Here is a 23,735-nt window from a genome sequence, read left to right as displayed (position 1 = left end):
TGTTAGGCGGCTTCGGTTTTGGTCTCCTGGCTGGTGTCGTCGGTGGGTCGGTTGATCCAGACGGTGTCGGGGAGATCGAGCACCTTCGGCGCCGTGGTGATGCCACCGAACCGGTGCGGGTGCCTGGCCCGGGCTTCGGTGAGCACGGCGCGCCGGTCGGCGGCTTTGGCGGTTGCCAGGCCGAAGTGGACGTCGGCGGGGGTGTGCAGGCCGATGCCGGTGTGTCGATGTTCGTGGTTGTACCACTGGGCGAACTCGTCCATGAATTTCCTTGCCTCCGACAGTGACCCGAAGCGTTCGGGGAATTCCGGACCGTATTTCAAGGTCTTGAACAGTGATTCCGAGTACGGGTTGTCGTTGGACACCCGAGGCCGCGAGTGTGACCGTGTGACCTCGAGGTCGGCGAGCAAGACGGCGACGGTTTTGCTGGTCATCGACGTGCCCCGGTCGGCGTGCACGACCTGCGGGACGCCGTGGACGGTGAAGATCTGTTCCATCAGTTCTTTCGCCAGGACACCGGATTCGTGGGCGTGGACATGGACGCCGACGATGAACCGGGAGTAGATATCGATCATCACGTACGCGTCGAAGTAGGTGCCTTTCACCGGGCCCGCCAGCTTGGTGATGTCCCACGAATACACCTGACGCGGTGCGGTCGCGACCAGTTCCGGACAGGCCTTCGCTGGGTGACGCGCCAGCCGGCGGCGTTCCTTGACCTGCTTGTTCTCCGCCAGCACCCGGTACATCGTGGACACCGAGCACACGTAGACGCCCTCGTCGAGCAGCTGGGCATAGATCTGCAACGGCGCCAGGTCCACAAATCGTTCGCTGGTGAGCACCTGGAGTATCCGCAGGCGTTCGGAAACGGTCAGTTTGTTGACCGGTTCCGGCGCCGGATGCGCCATGACCGCCGGCGTGGCCGCGGCGGCGGTCTTGCCGTGCCGGATCGCCGTTGAGCGCGCCAGCCCGGTCAGCCAGGCGGCTTGCCTCGTGGGCACACCATCGGCGGTCATGGACGCGTAGGCGTGGGTCAGCGCTTCTTGCGCTTCTCGTCGGAATCCGCTCTCTCGGAGAGACCTTCCAAGAGAGCGTGCGCTTTTCCCATGATGTCCAGGGCCGTCTCGGTGGTGTTCAGCCGTTTGCTCAAACGGGCGTTCTCCCGCGTGAGCCGCGCGATCTCAGCCTGCTCCGCGGACAGTCTGCCGACCTTCTCGCCGGGCTTTTTGCCCGCCAGCACGCCGGCATCGCGCTGCTTGCGCCACTCGCTGATCAACGACGAGTACAGGCCTTCCCGCCGCAGGTATCCGCCGCCGTCGCCCTGCTCACACGCCGCCTCGTAGGCGTCCAGATGGGCGAGCTTCTCCGACGCGGTGAACGTGCGTCGCCGTGGCCCGTCGCTGCGCGGGTGCTGGGAATCCATCCGCTCATTGTCGCCCTCGACTACCGGGGACATGGTCTTGCGGGTCATGTCAGTCGATCCGTATCTCGCCCTGCATCAGGCCGGGTTGCTGTGAACCAGTGGACTCAACTCACCCTGACACGCAGGGGACCGTTGGAGCGGCGGCTGAGTCCTGCCGACCCGTCGCCAGCCTCACCGCGTCCTCAGATGAGCTGCCGGTCAGCGGCTACTTAAGCGGACAGTCGTTGGAGTGGTGGGTAGTGCACCGATCGCACATCCGGCGGCCGGACAATAGTTCACTCGGTCACGTCGCGGTGGCGGAGCAATATGAGTTCGATCAGGGTGCACACGACGACGTAGGCAGCACCGCACACCGCGCCGCCGGCGAAGTCTGAGGTTCAGTGTGGCCGGGCCTGGCCGATGGTTGTCCAGCGCCCCAGCCAGGAGGGCAGCAGGGCGGGATGGATGTCGTGCAGTGCGGGAACCTCTGTCGGCACACTGGCCACCAAGTGGTATCCGATCGTCAGGCCGACCCCGCCGACAGCTGAGCGGGTGAGCGGGTGAGCGGGTGAGCGCGCCGGCCAGCACGCCGATCGAGGCCAGCGCCGTCAACCACAGCGCCACGTACCCGGCGGCCGCCAGGCCGCGAACCAGATACTCACCGGTGGACGGGTCGACCGCGAGGGCCGCCGCATGCGCGGGACCGTTCGGGGCTGGGACGAGAGCGGCCACCGTGCCCAGCAGCACCAGCGCTGTCGTAACACCGAAACAGAAAGCGACGGCGCCCGCCAGTCTGGTCAGATACACGCGGGTGATCGTCACGGGCCGGACCAGCAGGTAGCGCCGGTACCCGCTGGAGGCGTCGGCACCGATCGCCGTTCCGCTGATGACCGCGACCGCGATGGGCACGAAGACCGGTGAGCCGAACAACCTCACGGTGGCTGTAGGTGCGGGTCATGCCGTAGTGGGCTCGCTCGCAGTGCCGCGGCGGCGGCGGACCGAACGGCCGGGTGCGGGTCGACCAGGGCGTCGGCGAGGAGGGAACGCAGGCTGTCAGGGTCGGTTCGGCCCAGAGCGGTCGCGGCGTTGGCCCGGACGCGTGGCCTGGGGTCGTGTAGCGCCTCGGTCAGCAGCGGGAGCGTCTTGTCGTGGGTGATTCGCCCGAGTGCCGCGGCGGCGCGGGATCGGACCAACTCGTCCTCGTCCTTGAGCGCGTTGGTCAGCGTCCATATGTGGGCCGGGTCGGCTCGTTGGCCGATGATCCAGACGATGGCGCGGCGGACGAGCGGGTCGGGATCGTGGCTGGGTAGGTAGTGCTGTGTGCCGATGCGGGCGAGGATTCGTCCGGCAAGCTTGCGGACACGTCGCTCGTCGGTGGCCAGCAGCACCTGCACCAAGGTGGGCGCGACCGAGTCGTCGGCCAGGCGAACCAGGCCGGTGAGGGCGGTGTGGACGTGCCAACTGTCGCAGGCGGCGGCCAGCCGGCCGAGAGCGCGGTGATCGCCGTGCTTGGCCAGCACACGGAAGGCCCGTGCACGGATGACAGGGTGGACGTCGTCGGTGGCCTTGAGGGCGGCGGGAGTCGCCAACGGCCCGCCGATCCGGTTCAGGGCCAGCAGGGCGCACTCGCGAACGTAGGACGAACTGTGGTCGAGCAGCGGCACGATCGCCGGCGCGGCCTCCAGCGCTTCGAGCTTGCCCAGCGCTTCCACTACGGGCAGCGACTGGGGGCCGTCGGACTCGCGCAGGACATCGATGAGCGGGCCGGTCGCTTCGGCGACGCGCAGGTTGCCGAGCACTTCTGCGGCCGCGAAGCGGCCCGGGCGGCGGTGGCGGAGGTGCTCGATCAGCACCGGCGCGACCCCCAGGTCGCCGGCCCGGCTCAGTGCGCGGGTGATGTCGTGTGCGGCGCCGTGATGTACCTGCCCCAGTGCGTGGGCCAGGACGTCCAGCCGTCTCGGGTCGCTGGTCTCGGCGATGCGCTGGGCGGCGGAGCGGCCGGTCCAGGCCCGGGCGCGGTCCGTCTCGTTCAGCAGCTCGACCAGCCGGTCGAACACCTCGTCCGAGGACTGCGCGGTGAGGCCTTCCAGGGCGGCCTGCACGACGTGGGCGGCGGGGTCGGACAGGGCTTGCACGAGGATGGGCTGATGGGCGGGATCGTGGCCGGAGCCGAGGGCTCTGACCGCGATGGCGCGGACCGGGCTGTTCGGGTGGGCCGCCAGGGTGGTCAGCCAGGCCGGCCCGGCCGGGTCGGACACAACCGCGTGCGCGTACTGGTAGAGCGCCTTGTGCGCCTCGATGCGCGCCTCCGGCCATTCGTCCGGCTTGATCGGTTCGAGGTTGACCAGCCGGGCGACCAGCGCGTCCCCCATGGCGGCATCCGAATCCCCATGTTCGTGCATGACTTTCAGTATGCCCGGCAGCACCAACGAGATTCGCCCGCAGGATCGGCACGAGAGTGGCGCAGCAGCGGACCGGCCCGGTCTGGGCGGTGAGATTGTGACCGCGCAGCCGCCACAGATGCCCCGAAGCCGCCGGCCGCACCATCGTTGCCCGGCCGAACGCCGTCGTCGCTCACGCTGCCGCGCAGAAGCGAAGGGAGCCGGTGTGGAGGCCATCCTGGCCGTCGACCTATCGGCTCTGGTGAGCACGGTAGTCAGTCTCATCACAATCGATCCGACTCAGCGGGCACGCCTAACCTCCCGTGGGCCGCCATGCGGGCCAGCCCAACAACGTCCGCCCAGCCGCCGGCGTACAGCACGAACTCGCTTCCCCCGCGTCCCCGTGCACACGCACACCCCACACGACATCGGCCGACGCGCCTGGCCGCGATCCCGCAGAAGCGGCGCCGGCCATGGAACGTCGTTGTCCATCCGAGTGAGCTCATCGGCCGCCAGTCCCAGCTCACGGCCGCCACGCCGGGCGGCCACCATCACGGCCGCCCGGTCGAGATCAAGATTGCTGAGGTCGATCCGGCGCTCCACGCCGCCCACAGTAACGGCGCTTGGCGCACTACGGCTGAACATTCCAGTCGTCCGCAGCTCGTCCCAAGGTTGCGAATATCCGCTCATCAGCGTAAGGCGTTTATTTTCTTCCTCCAGAAGCGGTTCATCTCCGGCATGCTCGGCGGGATCGGCCCCTGGTGACGAGGCGTCCTACGCGGGGGATCCCGCCACGACCGGGCGGCGGTGTCTGGCGAGGACGATGGCGGCGGCCACCGTCCACACCATCGACAGGATCCGGCCGATGGGCAGGAAGGCGCTCGCGTAGTAGAACACCAACGACAGCACCGAGAGCGTCGCCAGAGTCCCCGCGACGTAGCCGAACCAGCGGGACGGCGCGCCGAGGAAGCCGCCGCGGGCGAGGGCGGTCGCGGCAACGAGGACGAACAGGCCCAAGGTGACCACGTTGACGACCCCGCCGGCGTAGAAGCTGCCCAGCCGCAGCGTCTGGACGGTGGCCAAGGACGCCGAGCCGGCGACGATCGCCAAGGCGAGGGAGAAAGCGCACGACACCAGCATCGCCAGCACGGAGATTCCCGCGGTACCGGCGAGCAGGCGTGCCCTGGCCGGTTCGGTGGCCGGGATCCGGACGACGGCGCGGGCGAATCCGGCGAAACCGAGAACGGAGACGGCCTGCAGCAGGGCGACGGCCACGGTGGCCGCGGGGTTGGCTGAGTAGTACGCCGCGACGTCGGCTGCTGGGGCGTCGGGCAGGGGCAGGCTCCGGTCACTGAGGACGCCGGCGAAGTTCACCAACAGGTACGCGACCAGGAACACGATCGCCCCTGTCAGGGCCCACCGCGTCGTGGTGGGCTGGTGTGCCGGGACGTCGGATGCCGGTGTGGACCCCATGATCCATGCTCCTTCGGGAGTCTTTTGCTGCGGATGACTCCCGACCTTGCCGCAGGCGCCGGCTCTCCGCGTCGGTGTGAGGGCGGCCATCGGAGATACGCACGCTGACGTAGGAAGACGCCGCCACGGCTCAGGCCGGGCGGAAGCTGCCCGCGCAGGGATAGCCCGGAAGGCCGGCCTTCGTCGGCTTCCCCGGCCGCGGGTGGCCCCGCAACCACAGCCGCCCGGTCGTCTGCGGGCGGTGGCCGCGGTGGAGGCTGGGCAGCATCCGGAGGAGGTCGCGGTGACCTTGGGGATGGCGCGTAGCACGGTGTTCGGCTGGATCGCGAAGTACCGCGATGGCGGCAAGCAGGCGTTGAAGGCCAGGTCGGGTGGCGTACCTACAGGCCAACCATGGCCCGGCCACCGGGCAGGCGCGGCATCATTACGGCCTAACCAGATCCACCGCGACATCCGACCACACCACCCGGCGCGGTGGCCAGGCGGCCAGTCGCAGGACTCGTCGCGTCAATCCGCTGCTTGACAGACCGCGGCTTCCTGCTGCGGCGAAGCCGGACCTCGGGTCGTCACCGTGCCAACAATCGTCTGCGAACCGCGCCAGCCGAGTGTCACCAGCCGACGGCGTCGAGGTAGACGGTGGCGGCGGTGCCGACGGGGCTTTCGCGCAGCTGCACGCCGATCTGCTGGGCGTTGCCGGAGTAGCCGGAGGGCGTGTAGCTCAGCTCAGTCCAGGAGCCGCGTTGGCTGAGGACCGTGTCGGCGCCGATGTGCCAGGTTCCGGACAGGTCCTGGACGTACAGCTTCGCGGTGACGGTCGCCGTGGTCGTGCCGGGGACGTAGAAGTGGGCGGTCAGGGGACGGCCGGCGCCGGGGCCGCCGCCTGGCGGGTTGACGTGGACGTACGGCTGGTCGGCGGCGCTGTTCGAGGTGAACGTCACCCGCAGGGCGTGGGTGCCGTCCTCGCCACCGACGTCGGTGCTGCCGGCGAGCGCGCTGACGTGCCCGGTGCCGGCCCAGCCGTCGAGTCCCGCGTCCTCGAAGGAGTACTTCGGGCCGGGCGCCGGGACCGAGGTGGTGGTCGTGGTGGTCGGCGGGGTGCCGGCCAGCGCGTCGTAGGCGGCTTTGAACGCGATGCCTTCCGGGGCGAGGGTTCCGTCGCCCTCGACCAGGGGGAGGTGGTCCTGCTGCTGGTTGCGGACGTCGAAGTGCATCGAGGCGGTGACGCCGTTCGCGGCGAGGGTCTGCAGTGCCGTGGTGGTCCACCGGCGGAGGAAGTCGGCGTCGGCGTGCTTGCCGTCGCCGTGCACGATGTCGGGCGTGTAGTTCCACTCCGTGACCCAGATCGGCAGCTGCTGCCCGATCGTGTCGGTCATCAGGTTCCTCGCGGCCGTGAGGTGCTTGGGCCAGCTGCCGAGGGCGGCCAGGCACTGGTCTTCGGTCTTGGTGGCGTCGTTGCAGGTGTACTCGTGCCAGCTGACCGCGTCCGGCCGCGGGTTCGCGCCGGCCAGGAACGTCTTCAGGTAGCTCAGGTCGGCGGTGTTCAGCTGGTAGCCGGCCGGGCCGAGGAACCGCGCGCCGGGGTTGGCCGCCGCCTTCAGGGCCGGGACGGTGTGGTTCCAGCTGGCGACGTAGTCGGCGGCGCCGACCTGGCCGGGACTGCCCGGGAGGTCGGTCTCGTTGGCCCACTCGTAGTAGACCGGCTGGTTTCCGAAGACGGAGTTGACGTAACGGACCACTTCGGTGTCGTCGGCGAGCAGGTCCGGGTCCTGCGGGTTGCGCAGGATGACCAGCGGGGTGAGGCCGAGCTCCCGGACCTGCCGGGCCGCCAACTGGAACTCGGCCCGGTTCGCGATGCCCGCCTGGTCGGGCGACGGCCCGCGCACGGGCATCCGGATCACGCTGGTGTGCGCGGCGGCGAGCCCGGCCCGCAGGGCGGGCTGGGTGAGGAACCAGTCGCTGTTCAGCGAATTCGGGTCGAGGGTGAGGTTTTCGCCCCACAGCAGCGGGGACACCGGCGGGCCGTCGTCGCCGCGGGCGGGTGTGGACCGGACCGCGAAGACCACGGCGGCGAGCGCGGCGAGCAGGGCGGCGAGCGCGGCGAGCAGGGCCGCGGGTGGGGCGAACCATCGATGCGTTCTCGGCTGCACAAGAGTTCCTTCCGGCATGGGCGGCACGAAAGCGACGGCCCGCACGTTAACGGCTTCCGGCCTGGTCACCGCGGGTGCGGACCAAGCGCGGACCGGACGCGGACCACGCGGTGACCGGCCGCCGGTCCGGTGTTGGTCCGCGTCCGGTCGCAGTGGCTGCGACCACCGGCGTCCTGCGGGGAGCATTCGCGCTGTCCAATTCCGGCCCACCCCACGACCTGGAGGAAACCATGTCTTCGCCTCGCTTTCCGCGGCGCACGACTGTGACCGCGCTGTCGCTGCTCGGTTTCGGTGCCCTGGCCGCGCCCTTGGCCACGACGCCGGCGCAGGCGGCCGACGGCGGCTGCCTCACGTACCACCCGGGCGGCTACAGCATCGGCATCTGCGTCAACAACCGGAACAACCACGACCGGGCCTACCCCGACTACTACGTCAACCAGCCCGCCCTGCCCGGCAACTGCCGGATCGTCGTGGAGCTGTGGGACCGGAGCAACCGGCGGTTCGGCGACGAGTTCCAGGACGGGAGCTCGTGCTCGCCGGGCCACCACCCCGTCTCCGGCTACTGGTGCAACGCGGACTGGCGGCCCGTGCCCGCCGACACCGACATCAAGGTGCACGCCTACTTCCGGCTCTACGTCAACGGCAGGCAGGTCAACGACACGACGACCAACAGCCCGGAGATCACCGTCACCTCCCGTGGCGAGAACGACTGCCACGGCGGCTGACGTGCCGCGACGGCCATCCCCGACCACCGCACGAGGAGGTTTGCGGAAGTGAGCAAGGCAAAGCTGGCACTGGCACTGGTTCCCGTGGCCGGCACGGTGATGTACCTGGGGGTCTTCACCGGGCTCGGGCAGGGCGCGACCGCGGCCGGCGCACTGCAGTACTACGTGTCTCCGGCGGGAAGCGACAGCTCGGGCGACGGGTCGCAGGCGCACCCGTGGGCCACGATCGATCACGCCTCGGACCGGGTTTCGGTGGGCGAGAACGGAACCGTGGCCGTTGTCCTGACCGGGTGATCCGCGTCGGCCGGTGAGAGTGGGAGCCGGTCGGCGCGGGTCACCATCCGACGGCGTCGAGCCAGAGGATGACCGGGTCGTCGGTGAACTGGTAGATCTCGATGCCGATGGCGTGCACGAGGTCGATGTTCGGCACTGTCCAGTCGTAGCGCTTCCACGCGGTGTCCGACGGCAGCTGCGCCTCACCGCCCTCCGGGGTCTCGAGGGCCCAGAAGCGGTGGGATTTCGAGTCGTAGGCGAAGAACCGCACGCTCGCGCGTTCCGGCAGTGGCACCCGCAGGTAGCAGGTGACCTTCATGCCCGGCCGCAGGGTTTCCAGCCCGTGGGTGGTGCCCAGCGACTTGTCCGTCATGTTGCTGAACCCGGTGGTGGTGATCTGCAGGGACTGCTTGCCTTCGTAGGCCGTGGTCGCGGAGACGTCGTAGCGGATCCGCGGGCCGCCCCACAGCGGGCTCCACCGCTCGATGCCGTCTTCGAAGCCGAACCGCACGGGCGGCGACGCCGCCAGCGAGGGTGTCGCCGTCCCGGGCGAACTCCACCGCCAGACCCCGGCCGCCAGCCCGGCGAGCACCACCACCGCGGCCGCGACGACGACCAGCCGGCGCCGCGGCGTCCAGCGCCGCACGGGCCCGGCGGTGACTGCGGGCCCGGCGGTGACTGCGGGCGCGGTGGTGGTCTCGGGCTCGGGCGGCCGCAGGAGCCGCTCGGTGCTGAGGTCGGCCCGCTCGGTCAGCGCCTTCTCGCGCAGGTTCCGCAACGCGCCGTCGGAGATCCGGAAGACGCGTTCGCAGCCTTCGACCAGGTTCTGCGGCGGGATCCGGCGGCCCAGCTCGTAGTCGACCAGGCTCCCGTGCCCGCTGAGGTGGAGCTCTTTCGCCAAGGCCCGCAACGACATCCCCTGGGACATCCGGTGGTTGCGGATCGCGGCTCCGAGACGCTTGGCGTAGTCGACGTCGTCGTGATCGGGCATGGCCTACAACGTACCGAGCGAACACGGCTCGTCACTCGCCATTCCGGCGCAACATCGCCCATTCGCCTCCGGGTGCCGTCCCGGCGGGCGCACGATGCCGCGCAGAGGAGGTCACCGGTGGAGGCCGTAAAGGTCCGGCCGGTCCGGACGGGTGGCAGGCGCGCTTCCGGCGAGCGCGCCCAGTCACCCCGGTGCGGGGGAGTTCGATGGGATGCTGCGCAGTGCCGGCACGGCTTCTCGCCAGCGCCGCCTCGCTCCGCGGGGCGCTGGGGGCGCGAAATATGAGGGGATGCTGAAGCACGCCGAAGCTACCCTCATCAAGGCCGGGGGCTGGGAGTATCCAACAAATCAAGACGGCCGCCCTGTGTTCGGGAGGTTGTTCGCGCCGAGACTTCCGGCCGCGCGGGAACCAGTACCCGAACCAAGTCGATATGGGCTAGCCCAGCTTCAGGACGGGCAACACGGCTCCGTCTACGCCGCGAAGGTGCAGCTGGTGGTGTGTGAGTGCCGCTTTCCGTGGGCAGCGACACCGGCTATTCCTGCAGCTCGTACACGCCCAGCGGCGTGGACACGCCCGGCGGAGAGGCGCTTGAGGTGGATCACGTGCAGTATCGCTACGAAGTACGCCAGTCGAGAACCGCCGCGCTGGTCGGTACGTTCGACCTGGACAGCGATGGTCGTCACACGCTGGTCGATTTACAGTGTCCTGACCACATCGGAGCCGGAAGTTCGAAAGATTCCGCAGTCGCTGAGGTCACGGCCGACAGTGACCTCGCAACGGCGCTGAAGTCCTACATCGAATCGCCGCAACCTTGAATCAGGGCCGTGCCCGATCGCAGGTCGGAGTCCATGTTCTCCGCGATCGTCGACAGGTACAGCCGCTGCCGCTCGTTCAGCCCGGCACAGGCAGGTCGCGAACGTTGGCGAAGCCGACCTCCACGATCGAGCGCGGTGTCCGGGCCGTGCTCGCGGTGGAACACTCTGGAACGCCTCAGGTACGAGTGGTCGACAGACCACCCTCCACTTGAGGAGAGGCAGATCATGAAGTTACTCAGGGTGTTGTTGGTGGGCGCGTTGGCGACCGTGCTCACCACGGTCGGAGTGGGACTCGGCGCGGGAGTGGCCGAGGCGGGCACCGCCGTCGCGCCGAACGCCACCAGTCTCACCGGGAACTGGACCGACAACGGGTCGGCGATGCCGTCCATCATTCAGGGCGGTGTGGGCGGCGACAACCTCGTGGTGAACATGTCGTTCGCGAACCGCCCCACCGCCTTCGGAAAGGTGACCAGCGCGACTACCTTCTTCGTCACCTTCCCGGACGCCGGCAGGTTCACCGGCACGATCGTCGGCGGCGGCGACGTCCTCCAGTGGTCGAACGGTTCGGTGTGGCGCAGGGTGTTCACCGGGCAGCTGGTGCACGACATCAACGGGTCGTGGACGGACGGCATATCGTTCCGGCGCGTCACCAACACCGGCGGCTACGTCCGGGTGACCTTGGACAACGGCACCCAGGTCGGCGTCGGGTTCGCGCGCAACGCATCGACGATCGAGGTCAGTTTCACCGCCGGCGGCACCTTCCTGGGCACGATCGATCCGAACGGGTTGATCCGCTGGTCCAACAACACGACGTGGAGCCATCCGATCCTGCACTGAGGGTCTGTTCGCCGTGTGGTGTCGCCGGTCCGCCACGGCGACACCATCGACGGTCTGTCGACGGGGTCTGCGACGGTGGGCACCATGACCCAAGCACCAGCACCGCCCGCGGCGATCACCTGCGTGCGACACGGCCTCAACTGGCGCATCGACTGGCGTCGCCGCAGCGTCCGCGTCAGGAACAGCGTCGGGATGCGGCGTCTTACCGTGCTGCTGAACAACCCTGGCGCCGAGATCCACGCACTCGACCTCGCCGGCACACTCCACAGCCGCGGCGAAGGCACCCCGACGGGCCGTGGCCAGCCCGTCCTGGACCACACGGCACTCAGCCAGTACCGCCTGCGGATCGCTCAGCTCACCGCGGAGATCGACGAGCACCAAGCCCGCAACGACCACGTAGGGACAGCCCGGCTGCAGGTCGAGTACGACTGGCTTCTCGACGAGCTGTCCGCTGTGACCGGGATCGGCGGCCAAGTCCGCGACTTCGCCGATCGTGGTGAACGCGCGCGCATCGCGGTCGGCAAGACCATCCGACGCGCCCTGGCGAACATCACCACGCTCGACCGCGAACTCGGCGAACACCTGCGCGACAACGTACACACCGGAACCCGGTGCTCCTACTGGCCGCCGCCGGACACCTCGCAGTTCCGCACGTGAGACGACCCCAAGGAGGAAAACATGCGCACGAAAACTCGCCTACGGCTGACGACCATCACAACCGCCGTGTTCCTGTCATTGGCCGGCACGGCCGCGGCTGCGAGCGCCGCCCCCATGAGCGCCGCCGAGATCAACGCCGCCGCCGCGGTTGACGGATATCACCAGATCCGGAACGCCGCGTAGTCCCAGTGCGTCGACGCGCCGGGAGGAGCACTCAACGTCCGGCTCAGACTCGCTCCCTGTTCCGCCTTCGTCGCCACCCGGATGTGGGCACTGGTGCCGACAGGAGCACCCAACACCTACTTCGTGGTGAACAGGGCGAGCGGACTGGCGCGGGACCTGACCGCGGACGTCGAAGAAGGAGAGACAGCCTTCATACTGCTCGTCGACGTTCGACAGGGTCGGCGGATCCGACGGGGTGACGTTCACCAGCGACGCAGAGTTCGGCGGGGCGACCTGCGGGGCGTCTCACAGTGATTGTCAAGCCGCGATCGGGGCAGGAGCTGGTTCGGGATGCCGGTAGTGGGTGCCGTTGCGGAGCATGGCGTAGAGCACGTCGCAGCGGCGGCGGGCCAAGCAGATCAGCGCAGCGTTGTGCTTCTTGCCCTCAGCCCTCTTCCGGCGGCCCACTCATCCCGCTCCGGTCGCTGGCCGGGCTCTCCGTATCGGCAAGCGCCAGGCAGAACGCGAAGCGGCAGCGATCCAGGCCCCCTGGGACTTCTGATACTCCAGCAGGAGTCCGTTCTGTCCGCCGTGATGGTGTGGGTTGTCCAGGCTCTGGCGCGGGTTTCGTGGTCTGGCGACCCGGAGTCAGCGTTGAGTCAGGCCAGGATGACTCGTTTGCGGAGAAGGTCAAGCTTCGCGCGGTGGTGGGTCCGCCGCTTGTTCGTGCTGCGCAACGGCAAGCCGGCGGGCGTGCTGTCCCGCCGCGACCTCGTCCGCGTCTTCACCCGCGGCGACGCCGACCTCGAGCGCGAGGTCTGCGACCGCGTGCTGCGCCGGCAGCTCAACCTCGGCCCCGACCGGGTCCGCGTCGAGGTACGGGCCGGGATTGTGAGGTGGTCTCGGCGAAAACACCTGTCGGGCTCGCTCGACTCATCGCTAATTATGACGTCAAGCAATTCTTTGATGACCTCGAATAGGTTTGATCCGCAAGTTCTGGGCTCAAGCTTCCGGTGTCCCGCTAAGACCAATGCAGGCCAGGGTTCCGCTGCCGCGTTCGTGGTGGAACACCAGCGTGGCGGGGGTTCCCAGAACGGCGCCGCCAGGATCGCCGCGCTCGTGTCACAGCCGTCGGACAGGGGCTGCTCGTAGTTCGCCTGTCCCTGCTTGCAGCAGCCAGGCCGACGGTGGGTCGTACCGGAACGCAAACAGTCGCTGGCCGCCGGGGGCCAGTCCGTACCGGCGGTCGGCCGGCACCGCGATCCGTTCCCCGTCGGGGTGCGCCAGATCGTCCCTTCGTCGTCGGCTGCCAGGGTGGCGCCGGACTGCGAGTCCATCTGCCACGGATCGGCGATCAGTGGTTCCGGGTCGGTGCCCGGGTGCCAGCGGAACGCGCGGCTGCCCGTGACGAAGGCTTGCCGGTAGTACACGGTCTCGTCGTGGACGGCCAGGACTTGGTGGGTCAGGTCGTCGGTGCGGGGCAGTCTCGCGACGTCGCCGGTAGTCACGTCCAGTAGGTGGTGCCGGTCCCAGGACCGGCGCCCGACGGGGTGCTCGACGCCGGCGAGGAAGCGTCCGTCGGCGCTGCGTACCGGGTGGGTGCCCAGGTCGACGGGCAGTCGCTCGACGGTTCCGTCCCACCGCACCAGCTCACCGGGGCCGGGTGAGGTGGCCACCGCGATCCCGGTGAGCGTCTCGTAGGCGCGGGCGCGGTACTGGTCCGGGACGCGGCCGAGGCCCACCGGCCCGTCCAGACGCCACACGATGACGTCACCATTTCCGCTGATCACCCCAGCGCGCGGCGGCGCACCCGGAAGCGTGACCGGGTTCGCCGCCCGCGCTGGCCACCGTACTGCGGCCACGGGTGCCGACGTGGACCGAAGCGGGGGGACGTGGTCGCGCCGGGATCCCGCCGTCGACTTTCTCGATGTACCGGGTGGCGGCGTAGGCCAGCAGGCCAGGAACGTCGTCGGCGGGGATGAGCAGCCGTTCGGCGAGGCGCGGTCACGCCGAGCCGGGTCGCCTCGGGCTGGATCACTTGCTGGCGGCGTGCGCGACCGGCTCGAACCCCATCCAGTACCGACCCGACCTCATCACCGGCTCCTCGCACAAACCGGCCAGGACCTCGATCCTCCCTGAACCCGGCCATTCAAGATCTGCGGCCACTGCCCCGTTGGGCACATTCTGGCGGCTGCCCTGGCGATGCCGCCGCGTTTGCCTCACCCTTGACGGATGGATATGCGGGCGCGGGCGGCGCCGGTCGGGGACCACGCGGACACCGGGTCTCTCGGTCATAAGCCGGGGCCGCGTCCGACTATCGACAACGCCTCGGTCGCCCGTCTGTACCGCTCCGGGGTCGACCTCAGCGCGCTGACGACCGGCGGAAACGCGGCGGTGTGCCGTGCGGTCGAGGGAGCCGGATCCAGTGGGGCACCGGAGGGGTTCACCGAGCGGCTGGCCGCAACCGGCGCGGGGCAGCCGATCCCCGCAGTGCCGAAGGAGCGGCTCGAGGCCGGCTTCGGCGTGCCGTTGAACGACGTCCGGCTGCACACCGGTTCGGCATCGGCCGCCCTTGCCCGGCAGGTCGATGCGCGGGCGTTCACCGTCGGCTCGGATGTCCACTTCGGGCAGGGCCAGTTCGACGCCGGCTCGCCGCCGGGATTTCGCCTGCTGGCCCACGAGGTGACGCACACCCTGCAGCAGAGCGGAAATCCGGCCGGCGACCGGCTGGAGGTGTCGGCGCCGGATTCGCCCGCCGAGCAGGCCGCGGACCGCGCGGCTGACGCCGTGGCCGGCGGTGGGCGGATCGCCGGCAGCCCCACCGGGACTCCGCCGGTGATCGGCCGCGACCCCACCCCAGCCGCTCCGGCCGCTCCGGCCACCGTCACCGGGCTCGACCCGGCGCTCGCTGCATCACTCAGCGACGAGGACAAGCACGCCCTCGCGCAGACGTTCACGCAAGGCATCCATGCCGCTCCGCCCCAAACGATGATCGTCGGGATGACGTTCGGGACGCGGCTGACCGGTTACCGCGTGCCGGTCATCAGGCTCACCCCGGTGGCCGAGGTCGGCCGAGGGGTCGAGGCCTACATCATGCAGATCGGCAAGGGCCGCTCGATCCTGTTGTCCTCGATCGGCGGCGGCAGCGTCCTGCTCGACGCCGGGAGCGGGACCACCACCAGCGTCAACGCGCAATCTGTGCAGCGCCTGGTATCCGCGATCGGCGCGGTCACGGCGAACGGGGTGGCCACCCCGCAGTTGATCAAGCTATCCCACGCGGACACCGACCACTACAACGCGGCGCGGGAGCTGTTGCGGCAGAGTGCGTTCTCGCGCACCGCGGTCGAGGTGGCGACCCAGCAACTGGGCGCGGCCAGCGGCGGTGCGTGGACAGCGAGCAGCCTGACCGTCGACACAGATCAGCGGCTGATCACCGTCGACATCACCGGCGGGTCGGTCATGGTCCGCAAGTCCGTGATCGACAACATGGAGCTGACCGAGTTCCGCTCAGTGGCCGCCGCCCAGGCGCTCGCCGAGCCGGACCGCACCACGTTCAACCGCAACGCCACCAGTCCCGTCGTGGTGGTCCGGGACCTGGTCAGCGGCGAAAGGATGGTGTTCACCGGCGACGCGGAGGGCCACCAGTTCACCGAGATCGTCAACGCCGTCGGAGACGCCGCGATGCGTCGGATCCTTGGCGCGGAAGGGCTCAACCTCCGGGTGATGGAGGACCCGCACCATTTCGGCAAGCAGGCCGGCCCGGACGCGACCGGGATGCTGAACATGCTGAAGCTGGCGTTCGAGTCCGGCGAGGGGGACTTGCGGGTGTTCGCCCAGACGACCCGGCAGTTCGCCACCAACGAGACCCGCCAGCAGCGCTCGTTCCGTTTCCTGGACGCGATCGGCGTCGCCCCGGAACGCGTGGAGGGTGATCCGTCACCGGCCGGGCAGTCGCAGGTGACCAGGGCGCGGGGAAGCACCATGGAGCGGGTCACGCTGGACTTCACCGGCGTGCAGCGGGCGATGGAAACTCTGCAGGCCAACGAGACCGCGCTGCGCGCCGGGTACCGCAAGCTCGCCGAGCTGAAGGGTTTGCGGGCCGACGCCGGGGCCATGCGAGAGGCGCTGTCGGCCGGTGCGCCCGCGCCGCTGACCTCCTCGCTCGCCGCCACCGACGCCGAGCTGACCCGGGTGCAGACCGCGTTGCAGACCGCCGTGGACGCAGTGTGGACCCAGGCCCGAACCGCCGCCGACGCTGCCGAAGGACTGAAGGGAAGCGCCGACTTCTCCGGTGTGACAGCGGCTTTGAACCAGGTGAACGCCACCGTCAATGCCGAGCAGGAGAACCTCACTAAGGCGGCCAACGACATGGAGGCGCATCAGGCCGGGCTTTCCTTGTACAGCAGGCTGTACGTCAATGCCCTGCGCATGGTCGCGGCGCTGCAGGCGGACGACGTGACCGAGCTGCACGCCCGCCGGGCCGAGCACACCGATCTGGTCCGCGCCGCCGCCGGCACGCTCGGGCCGGACCTGGTGCATGATCACGTCCGGGCGGCCTGGGCCGCCACCCGGGCGGAATGGACGCCGGCCCGGATCGAGGAAGCCACCCGGGAAACCTCGCAGCGGCTCGTGTCCCGCCAGATGAGTGCCGAGTTCCGGGCCAGGCTGGCCGAGTCACTGATCCGCCAGGGGCAGCTCAACGAGCTGGCCGCGCGTGCCGAGCACGGCGGCCGGACCGTGTACGGAGCCGGCGGTACCATCGTGACCCCGGTGTCGACCCGGGTCGGCGCGGGCATCCTGGCCATGATCGAGATCGTCCGGATCGGTCTGGACATCGCGGTGCAGCTGAAGGACGCCAACCAGCGGGCCGAGGAGAACCAGGCGGCCAACCGGCGCGACGGTGTGCGCACTATGCTGTGGTGGCAGCAGCATGGCGTGAAGCCCACCATCGCGCTGGCCCAGAAGGGCACGCTGTACGGCTGGAACCTCGTGTTCACCGGCGATCAGGCGCAGGCCGCACAGGCGGCCACGTCTGACACCCGGCCGCCAGGAGTGCCGGAGTTCGACATGGTCGTGGTGACGAGCATCGACCCCGACGGCCTGCGCGCGATGGTCCACCATCTGATCGCCGAGTTGGCCGGGCTCGGCGACTGGTACACGTTCGTCAACTCCTACCCACCCGGCCAAGCCCTGCGCAAGATCGGCGCGGACTGGGCGGTTCTGTTGTGGGACAGCGAGGAAGAGGAATACCGCTACTTCGTGCTCGAGGGACTCGCGCCGGGCGTGCCCGCCGAGCTGGACCGGCTCAGCACCGACCTGGAAGCCGGGCAGCAGGCCCGGATGGACGCCGCCGCCGGTGCGCCGGGTGCTCCCGCGGCGTCCACCGTCAAGGACAGTGCGCTCGTGTTCGGGCAGGAGCGCCGGGTGCAAGTCTACGACCAGCACGGTCACCCCCACGTGATCGACTTCGACGAGGTGCAACCGAAGTTCCTGCGCCAGGCCACGGTGGCCTATCCATTCCGCGCCGAAGGGCCTCTGGTCCGGGTGAAGGCCGCCGACATGATCACCTACCGACGTCTGGCCGACTGGTTCTGGCCGGAGCAGACCGGGCAGCAATCCTGGGACGCTTCCGGCCTCATCCACGACGAATGGATCTCCCGCACCAACTCCGAAGGCTTCGCCTACGTGCGCGAAAACCAGCTGGTGCCGACAAGCCGGTAACCCACCCGTCGATCGTGCTGCGACGTTCGATCATGACGACGTCCTGGTCGGGTCGTGGGTGTCGCCGACGACGGGAACCGTCGGCAACACCCACGGCGGGTCGTGCCGGTCGGCGAGTGCGCCGCCCAGTAGTGTGAACAGCAGGATCGGGACTGTGCCGGCGAAGGTGACGATGCCGACCGCTGCCGGTGTCGGCGACAGGGCGACGGCGAGCAAGGGAAGAGCGGCGTTACGGACGCCGTCCCCGAGCAGTGATGTCCCGGCCGCGGCGAAAATCCGAAAGGAATCGGCCTTGCTCGTGGTCAGTTCCAGCGCCCCCATGGCGGAGAACCTCAACCCGGCCAACCCCGCGGGTCCTGCAACGATCGCCCAGAGCAGAAGGGCTGGCCTCCTCGACTTGCGCAGAACCGGCCTGGCGCGCGCTCATGCCGACGAGAGGATGGGCGGTAGTACGGTGCCCGTCGGTCGCGGCGCCTATTCTCGGTCCATATCCGCATCGCCTCGTCGCAGCGAGTCTAGGCTCCCGTCATGCCATCCGACATGCCGCTCACCAGGCGGTCCTTCCCCGATCTGCGGCCGATCGCAGTACCTCAGTCGATTGCCGTACTGCCCGACCGGAGGTGGACTGCTGACGAGTGGGGCCAGATCCGGATGGGCTACCGGTCGCCGGACATGGACCACAGATGGGACGTCCTGGTCGAGGGTGACGTCGTTTTCATGCACCGGAGCTGGACCGGATACGGCATCTACGAGGTGACGTTCACGCTCACGACTGGTGGCGGTAGAACGGTGGGCTCGGCGCTCGTCGAGACTGATCCACAGCGTCATCGCAGGCAGAGCGACGACCACGACCGTCTGACGATCGAGTTGATCATCACCTCGATCATGCTCGGCGAACCAGCCAAGGACCTGTGGACTGCCCTACGCGACCTGACCACCCGTTCCTGACCTGGCCACATCTCGGTGGCACGCAACGAACACGCTGTCATGCTGCGCAGCGCAGAATCCAGTCAGTCCCAGTAGTTGAAGAGCCCCTCGCCCAAATCGACCGGAGCCCAGTACTCCAGGTCGGCCGGGGTCAGCACCTGGAACGCCGGGAACTCCGCCAGCACGGCGACCAGCTCGGGAGCTTCGACGAACGTCAGCGGTCCCCAGCCGACCGCCGTCCCGTCGATTACCCGTGGCTCGGCGATCGCCACGACCGGCTCCGCCCGGTCCCTGGTGCACACGATCGACCGGTGGTGTCCGCCGTGGTCGAGGACGCCCTGGTGGAAGTTCGGCGTGACACCGTCGGCGATCCGGAACTCGACGATCCGGCCGCCGGTGCGCCGGGCCGCTTTGTGGCACGCCCGGCGGAACTCGCGGAGGCTGGTCATCGCGCGACCGTATAGGCTCGACGCCGGTCCACGTAACGGATTTCGCGCGACGGGATTCAGCGTCCGGTCCGCCGAGCAACAGGCCGGGGCCTGCCGTCACCCGGTTGCTGGCCGCCATCACTCGACGGGGGCATCCCTTGCCTGACCGGATTACGACGTTCAGGTACGGGTACGAGCCGGCGTTAACGAGCCCGGCGCGGCAGCCGACTTCCCACACTCCGGCGTACGAATTCCTGGAGGACCGATGGACCGCCTCACGACCGATCAGCGACTGAACATCGACGACGAGATCGTTTCCGGCAACGGCCGCGTGCGGCTGATCATGCAGGGCGACGGAAATCTCGTGCTATACCGAACCGATGACGGCAACCCACTATGGGCGTCCGGCACCGCCGGGACACCGGCAAGCTACGCGATAATGCAGGGTGACGGCAATCTTGTGGTCTACGACTCCGCAGGTACGCCGTTCTGGTCGTCGGCCACGGGCGGAAATCCCGGCGCTTTCCTGGTGATCCAGGACGACGGGAACCTCGTGGTCTACGGCGTCGACGGCGCAGCCTTGTGGGCGTCGGACACGGTCCAGCGCTTCGGCCCCGTGAAAGTGCCGGGATTCCTTCCCTCGACCAGGGCGCCCCTCTTCCACAACAATCCATGGCCATCCGGAACATCACTCACGGTTTCCATCCTGGGGCTGCCGCCGGTATCACTGGATGCGACAACGATGGGTCTTTGCGGCGGCATGTCGTTCCTCACCCGGGACATCTTCGAGAGCGGCACGCCCCAACTGCGTAACAAGGTCTCAAGCGAGATCCCTCCCCAGTTGGTGCAGCAATTGCTGAGCCGGCTGATCGACAGCTTCGCCGGTCCGCAGATCGTCGCACGATGGCTGGCCGCAACGGCTGCCCTCGATCACGACACGGTCGTCTGGGGTGATGGACTGTTCCGGCGGACGCTGCGCGAAATTCCCGCCATACTCGACTCGATCGACAACGGGATTCTGTGCCCGATCGGACTCGTCCTCGTGCACTCGTACGCGCCGTGGGACGTGTTCCAGAATCACGTTGTCCTGGTCTGGGGTTACGAAACCCACGGCGACATCCTGACGTTGCACACCTACGACTGCAATCGCGAAGGCAAGGACGACATCGTCATCCAACTGGACATCAGCGAACCCGCGCCGGCGAAGACGATCGCCACCAACGGAACCGGACCGGTCCGCGGCTTCTTCCCTATATCCTATACGCACGCCGACCCCGCACCGGCCTACGTCGACGACGCCGTGGTGAGCACGCCGACCCCGCCGCCGGTTCCGATGGCAGCAGGCGCGACTGCCGGAGTGCGAGTATCGGCGAAGAACACCGGATCGACGACGTGGACCCCGGCGGACAGTTACCGTCTCGGCAGCCAGGACCCTCAGGACAACGCATCGTGGGGAGCGAACCGGGTACAGCTCAGGCAGCCGACGGTCGACCCGGGCGAGACGGTGGCGTTCGACTTCCAGGCCCAAGCTCCGGGCGCGGCCGGGAGTTACCGGTTCTGCTGGCAGATGGTGCGTGATGGCGTCCACTGGTTCGGGAACGCCGGCCCGTCGATCCCGGTCGCGGTCGGCTCCACGGCGGACACGTGCGAGCAACTTCACGACAACCACGGTTTCCTGGCAACGCAACTGGCCGAAGTCCGTGCCGAGATCGCGGCCATCGATTGGAGCGACCCGGTGATCGCTCGCCACGAGGCAGCCGCGCTGAACGGGCGGGCGAAGGCCCTCCTGGGGCAACTGGAGCGCATCGAAGCCCAGCAGGCAGCCAACGGATGCGCACCCGGATGACGCGGACTACGTCGTCACGCGGTGACCGTGACGACGACCTCGTCGAAGCTGGCTCCGATCCCCGCGCGCACCCGGATCGTGCCCGGGCGGTGCTGATCGTCAGCTCGCCCCTGCGGCAGCCGAGGGCGGCCTCGACGATGCTGAATCGGATCGGCGCGCCGCTCGGCGTCGAATCGGCGGTGATGACGACAGTGCTCGGTGCTCCGGGGGCCGACACGGCCACCGTCGGAGTGGCCGCCTGGACATTGCGCACGGCCGCCGCGCCGATGTACGGGTCGGTGTGCTCGGCCCCGTTGGCGCTGACGAAGAACTCTGGGGCGCCGGGGCTGGTTTCGCGGAGCCCCCGGACGTGCACCGGTGAGGCGAACGCGGCGCGCCACGTGTTCGTCGGCTGCTCGAGCGAACGCAGGTTCTGGGTGACGCTGAAGTCGGCGGGCAGCGCACTCGCCGGCGCCGGGTTGGAAGTGTTCGCGACGAACGGCCGGATGCTGATCCCGGCTCGGCCGACGGTGACTTGGTCGTCGCCGATCATCTCTCCCCCCCCCGACGAGTCGATCCCCCAGCCGCGGTGACGTTCGACGGGTCGTTGGGTGAAGTGGGCAACGGGTAGCTCCAGCCGATCGTGGCGTCCAAGGTCACGCCCATTGTCGGGCATGAGCTCAATCGAAGGACGTGGCGGGGGACCACACGCCGAACCACTGCTCGGCGCCGTACGCCTCGAACAGTTCCACCGCGGTGAACCCCAGCTTTGCCGCGACGCGCATGGAGCGTTCGTTGGCGGTCTGGGTGCAGAGCACCACCGGCTCGGCCGGGTGCGTGCCGGCGAACCAGCCAAGCGCGGCTTGATGCAGTCCGCTGCGACTGTGCCGAATACTCAGTTGGGCATGACCCGACGTCGCCCAGGTGCCGTCGAGATCAAGTCTTCGACTCGGAGCCCGCGTGCTGCGAGGCAATGGCGGATCCAGTCCTGTTGGTGCCGGCTTCGGTTGTCCCAGGTGACTGCAGCGCGTCTTGCGGGCGACGGGGACCGGTCGGCCTCAACCCGGGCACAAGGTTGTCGCACACGTCCGCCAGTTCGCGGATCTGCTGCTGGTAGTCGCAACCGGGGAAGAACTCATCACACATGGTTTCACGTCGATGTGCCATTGCCCTCATGAACAGAACCGATTGGTGAACTATGACGACGATCGCGTCCGCCATCACCGACTTCCGACCAAACCTGCCCCTCCACATGGAGCTCAGTCTTCCAGAACCGGCTGTCCAGCCGGTTCGGGCGGGCTGAAGCGCAGACTATGCCGACGTGCAGGCACGACGCGTCGCGGAGTCCGGTGCTGTTCGGTACTACGGGGACAACGCTCCGCGGCTGAGCGGCGCGATGCACACAGCAAGCAGCACCGGATGGTTTGGTGCCTGGTCACCACCGGCGACAGGGTAGGGAGTATTGCCTCGGGAGGGTTCACCGTTCGGTGATCGCGAAGCTGTCGTCGAGCTTGGCCGCCAAGTCTCCGGCCATGCCGGGAGCGAAGTCGTGAGCCCATTGGGTGGCTGCGTCCAAGAAGCCGAGGAGGTCTTGGTGTGTGGTGTGCAGCTGAGCGGCGAACACGTCCAGTGGTGCCGTGATCGCGCGCTCGATCGGGGGTGGGGCCTCGCCGAGGCCGCCGTCGGGCCAGATGCGCACGGCGTTGCCGAGGTGCTCCACCCAGGGTGCAGGGCTGTGGCCGAGCCACGGCTGGCCGCCGTGCGGCACGGCGGTCCATTCGCGCCAGCTCTCGAGGCCGCAGCAGCAACTCGGCGGGATAGCGACCCCTGTCAGCGTGTCGCGGGCCAGCAGACCACCGGCGGCGATCAAGCAGTCGGCCTCGATGATTGCCCGGAGCACGGCAACAGCGTCATGAAGGCGTGCGGCAGAGGCATCGGAACCGCGAGGGTGCAGGGCCGCGATCACCGTGCCGACATCGAGCGGGGACATACCCGCTGACACGCGGATCAAGGAGCGCCCGGCCCGGGCTGTGACCGGCCAGAGAGTGAAACCGGTCGCGTCGGCCGCGTCGATCACCGGTTCCAGGACGAGCATGGCTGTCAGTCTTCATGAGCGATACGTCACCACGCAACGACATTTGCTCGGCGCTCTTCTCGCGGCCCGCGACCTTCTAACATCCCTGGTCACGCGCCAACGTCCGGTCTTAAGTAGCCCGAATTGAGCGCGTCCGCCTTTCGGTCCGGGCCTGCGACCGAGCGGCCTCGACAGGGCAGGATGAACGATCGTGACGATCATCTTGCCTGTACCGCAGATCGGGTCTGCCGCGGTCTTGCGGCTGCGGCCGTGGCGCCTGGGCGACCTGTCGGTGCTGGTTGCGGCTCATCGCGATCCGGCGTTGCGCCGCTGGCTGGCTCACTCTCTGGCCGACGAAGCCGAGGCGCGGTAGTGGCTGGCTGTCCAGGCTGCCGGCTGGGACTCCGCGACGCGGTTCAGCTTCGCTGTGGTGACCGGTGTGAACGACCGGGCACCTGTCGGCCATGTGGTGGTGAAGGTGGGGGCCGTCGGTGTGGCCGAAGTCGGCTACTGGACAGCGGCCTACGTCCGGGGGCGCGGCATCGCCGCCCGTGCTCTGGAGACCGTGTCCCAGTGGGCATTGAGCACGCAGGGCCTCGTCCCGTTGACCCGTCTCGACCTGCTGCACGCGGAGGACAACCGGGCCTCCTGCCGGGTGGCGGAAAAGTGCAGCTACCTCCTGCCTGCCGCGCCACCCGCGACCCGACCGGCGGGCATAGACACGTACGCACGTCGCCGGGATGCCAGCGGACATGAAAAAATCCGGGTGGGCGGACAGTTCGGTCCGGGTGGGCGGACATGAAATCTCCGGGTCGATGGACATGAGATCTCCGGGACACGCCTGACATCAATGCAGGTAGGGACCCCTCCGGCGGGGTTGGCTCTGGTTGCTGATCAGT

The 23,735-nt window shown here is 68.8% G+C and carries 22 protein-coding genes and 1 pseudogene; 13 read left to right on the top strand and 10 right to left on the bottom strand.

What is annotated here, in order from left to right; translation table 11 throughout:
- Positions 1–2: 2 nt before the first annotated feature.
- The 3 genes from A3CE_RS0102290 to A3CE_RS0102275 all read right to left on the bottom strand — a co-directional run bounded on the left by A3CE_RS0102290 (position 3) and on the right by A3CE_RS0102275 (position 5,253).
- A protein-coding gene (locus A3CE_RS0102290; protein WP_376741733.1) for an IS3 family transposase occupies positions 3–1,420 on the bottom strand; the annotation gives its coding sequence in 2 pieces (ribosomal slippage) (positions 3–1,057 and positions 1,057–1,420; 1,419 coding nt in all).
- A gap of 911 nt (positions 1,421–2,331) precedes the next feature.
- The gene (locus A3CE_RS0102280; protein ID WP_169523910.1) at positions 2,332–3,801 is read right to left on the bottom strand and encodes a HEAT repeat domain-containing protein; all 1,470 of its coding nucleotides are present in this window, start codon (positions 3,799–3,801) and stop codon (positions 2,332–2,334) included.
- Between the two features lie 753 nt (positions 3,802–4,554).
- Entirely contained in the window at positions 4,555–5,253 is a 699-nt protein-coding gene (locus A3CE_RS0102275; RefSeq protein ID WP_020638446.1) for a hypothetical protein, read from the bottom strand.
- A 76-nt stretch (positions 5,254–5,329) separates the two neighbouring features.
- Between A3CE_RS0102275 and A3CE_RS59720 the strand changes: the two genes are divergently transcribed.
- Entirely contained in the window at positions 5,330–5,776 is a 447-nt protein-coding gene (locus A3CE_RS59720; RefSeq protein WP_157376763.1) for a helix-turn-helix domain-containing protein, read from the top strand.
- An 85-nt stretch (positions 5,777–5,861) separates the two neighbouring features.
- Here A3CE_RS59720 and A3CE_RS0102270 read toward each other — a convergent pair whose 3' ends face one another.
- The gene (locus A3CE_RS0102270) at positions 5,862–7,400 is read right to left on the bottom strand and encodes a glycosyl hydrolase (protein WP_020638445.1); all 1,539 of its coding nucleotides are present in this window, start codon (positions 7,398–7,400) and stop codon (positions 5,862–5,864) included.
- A gap of 230 nt (positions 7,401–7,630) precedes the next feature.
- On the opposite strand from A3CE_RS0102270, the gene A3CE_RS0102265 reads away from it, so the two are divergent.
- Together A3CE_RS0102265 and A3CE_RS0102260 are read left to right on the top strand one after the other, a co-directional pair.
- Positions 7,631–8,125 (top strand): hypothetical protein, encoded by a 495-nt coding sequence (locus A3CE_RS0102265; RefSeq protein WP_157376762.1) that lies wholly within the window; start codon positions 7,631–7,633, stop codon positions 8,123–8,125.
- Positions 8,126–8,173: 48 nt separating this feature from the next.
- Positions 8,174–8,419 carry a hypothetical protein gene (locus A3CE_RS0102260; RefSeq protein ID WP_020638443.1) on the top strand — a complete coding sequence of 82 codons (246 nt, stop codon included), beginning with the start codon at positions 8,174–8,176 and terminating at the stop codon, positions 8,417–8,419.
- Between the two features lie 40 nt (positions 8,420–8,459).
- Here A3CE_RS0102260 and A3CE_RS0102255 read toward each other — a convergent pair whose 3' ends face one another.
- A complete protein-coding gene (locus tag A3CE_RS0102255) occupies positions 8,460–9,389 on the bottom strand; it encodes a helix-turn-helix domain-containing protein (RefSeq protein ID WP_020638442.1) in 930 nt (309 codons plus the stop codon).
- Between the two features lie 504 nt (positions 9,390–9,893).
- On the opposite strand from A3CE_RS0102255, the gene A3CE_RS0102250 reads away from it, so the two are divergent.
- The 4 genes from A3CE_RS0102250 to A3CE_RS55975 all read left to right on the top strand — a co-directional run bounded on the left by A3CE_RS0102250 (position 9,894) and on the right by A3CE_RS55975 (position 11,882).
- Positions 9,894–10,205, top strand: a complete 312-nt coding sequence (locus A3CE_RS0102250; protein ID WP_125592525.1) for a hypothetical protein — start codon at positions 9,894–9,896, stop codon at positions 10,203–10,205.
- A 33-nt stretch (positions 10,206–10,238) separates the two neighbouring features.
- Positions 10,239–11,042, top strand: coding sequence for a hypothetical protein (locus A3CE_RS0102245; protein ID WP_125592523.1), 804 nt, complete (start codon positions 10,239–10,241; stop codon positions 11,040–11,042).
- 84 nt (positions 11,043–11,126) lie between these two features.
- Entirely contained in the window at positions 11,127–11,699 is a 573-nt protein-coding gene (locus A3CE_RS0102240) for a hypothetical protein (RefSeq protein ID WP_125592521.1), read from the top strand.
- Positions 11,700–11,720: 21 nt separating this feature from the next.
- Positions 11,721–11,882 carry a hypothetical protein gene (locus A3CE_RS55975; RefSeq protein ID WP_020638438.1) on the top strand — a complete coding sequence of 54 codons (162 nt, stop codon included), beginning with the start codon at positions 11,721–11,723 and terminating at the stop codon, positions 11,880–11,882.
- A gap of 297 nt (positions 11,883–12,179) precedes the next feature.
- On the opposite strand, the pseudogene A3CE_RS55970 reads toward A3CE_RS55975, so the two are convergent.
- Positions 12,180–12,320 (bottom strand): annotated as a pseudogene (locus tag A3CE_RS55970) (IS110 family transposase); the annotation flags it as partial.
- A gap of 200 nt (positions 12,321–12,520) precedes the next feature.
- On the bottom strand, positions 12,521–13,624 hold the full coding sequence (locus A3CE_RS57820; RefSeq protein WP_185839896.1) for a hypothetical protein: 1,104 nt from the start codon (positions 13,622–13,624) through the stop codon (positions 12,521–12,523).
- A gap of 469 nt (positions 13,625–14,093) precedes the next feature.
- On the opposite strand from A3CE_RS57820, the gene A3CE_RS53215 reads away from it, so the two are divergent.
- Entirely contained in the window at positions 14,094–17,582 is a 3,489-nt protein-coding gene (locus A3CE_RS53215; RefSeq protein ID WP_084641174.1) for an eCIS core domain-containing protein, read from the top strand.
- Between the two features lie 30 nt (positions 17,583–17,612).
- Here A3CE_RS53215 and A3CE_RS0102220 read toward each other — a convergent pair whose 3' ends face one another.
- The gene (locus A3CE_RS0102220) at positions 17,613–17,903 is read right to left on the bottom strand and encodes an MFS transporter (protein ID WP_020638435.1); all 291 of its coding nucleotides are present in this window, start codon (positions 17,901–17,903) and stop codon (positions 17,613–17,615) included.
- 207 nt (positions 17,904–18,110) lie between these two features.
- Between A3CE_RS0102220 and A3CE_RS49810 the strand changes: the two genes are divergently transcribed.
- Complete coding sequence (locus A3CE_RS49810) at positions 18,111–18,530, top strand: hypothetical protein (protein ID WP_020638434.1); 420 nt, start codon at positions 18,111–18,113, stop codon at positions 18,528–18,530.
- A gap of 62 nt (positions 18,531–18,592) precedes the next feature.
- Here the strand turns inward: A3CE_RS49810 and A3CE_RS0102210 are convergent, their stop codons facing one another.
- Positions 18,593–18,958 (bottom strand): hypothetical protein, encoded by a 366-nt coding sequence (locus A3CE_RS0102210; protein ID WP_020638433.1) that lies wholly within the window; start codon positions 18,956–18,958, stop codon positions 18,593–18,595.
- A 244-nt stretch (positions 18,959–19,202) separates the two neighbouring features.
- Between A3CE_RS0102210 and A3CE_RS53210 the strand changes: the two genes are divergently transcribed.
- Positions 19,203–20,783, top strand: coding sequence for a hypothetical protein (locus A3CE_RS53210; protein WP_020638432.1), 1,581 nt, complete (start codon positions 19,203–19,205; stop codon positions 20,781–20,783).
- Entirely contained in the window at positions 20,780–21,355 is a 576-nt protein-coding gene (locus A3CE_RS0102200) for a hypothetical protein (protein ID WP_157376760.1), read from the top strand. Before A3CE_RS53210 ends, A3CE_RS0102200 begins: the two co-directional genes overlap by 4 nt.
- Positions 21,356–22,239: 884 nt before the next feature.
- Here the strand turns inward: A3CE_RS0102200 and A3CE_RS0102185 are convergent.
- Positions 22,240–22,857: a hypothetical protein gene (locus tag A3CE_RS0102185; protein WP_020638428.1), complete on the bottom strand. Its 618-nt coding sequence runs from the start codon at positions 22,855–22,857 to the stop codon at positions 22,240–22,242.
- Between the two features lie 190 nt (positions 22,858–23,047).
- Here A3CE_RS0102185 and A3CE_RS57815 point away from each other — a divergent pair, with 190 nt between their 5' ends.
- Together A3CE_RS57815 and A3CE_RS57810 are read left to right on the top strand one after the other, a co-directional pair.
- The gene (locus A3CE_RS57815; RefSeq protein ID WP_020638427.1) at positions 23,048–23,209 is read left to right on the top strand and encodes a GNAT family N-acetyltransferase; all 162 of its coding nucleotides are present in this window, start codon (positions 23,048–23,050) and stop codon (positions 23,207–23,209) included.
- A gap of 3 nt (positions 23,210–23,212) precedes the next feature.
- Complete coding sequence (locus tag A3CE_RS57810; RefSeq protein ID WP_260473824.1) at positions 23,213–23,638, top strand: GNAT family N-acetyltransferase; 426 nt, start codon at positions 23,213–23,215, stop codon at positions 23,636–23,638.
- Positions 23,639–23,735 lie beyond the last annotated feature (97 nt).

Source organism: Amycolatopsis balhimycina FH 1894, from assembly GCF_000384295.1.
Classification (GTDB): Bacteria; Actinomycetota; Actinomycetes; order Mycobacteriales; family Pseudonocardiaceae; genus Amycolatopsis; species Amycolatopsis balhimycina.
The sequence above is the reverse complement of the archived record's forward strand: the minus strand, read 5'-3'. Positions and strand labels throughout refer to the sequence as shown.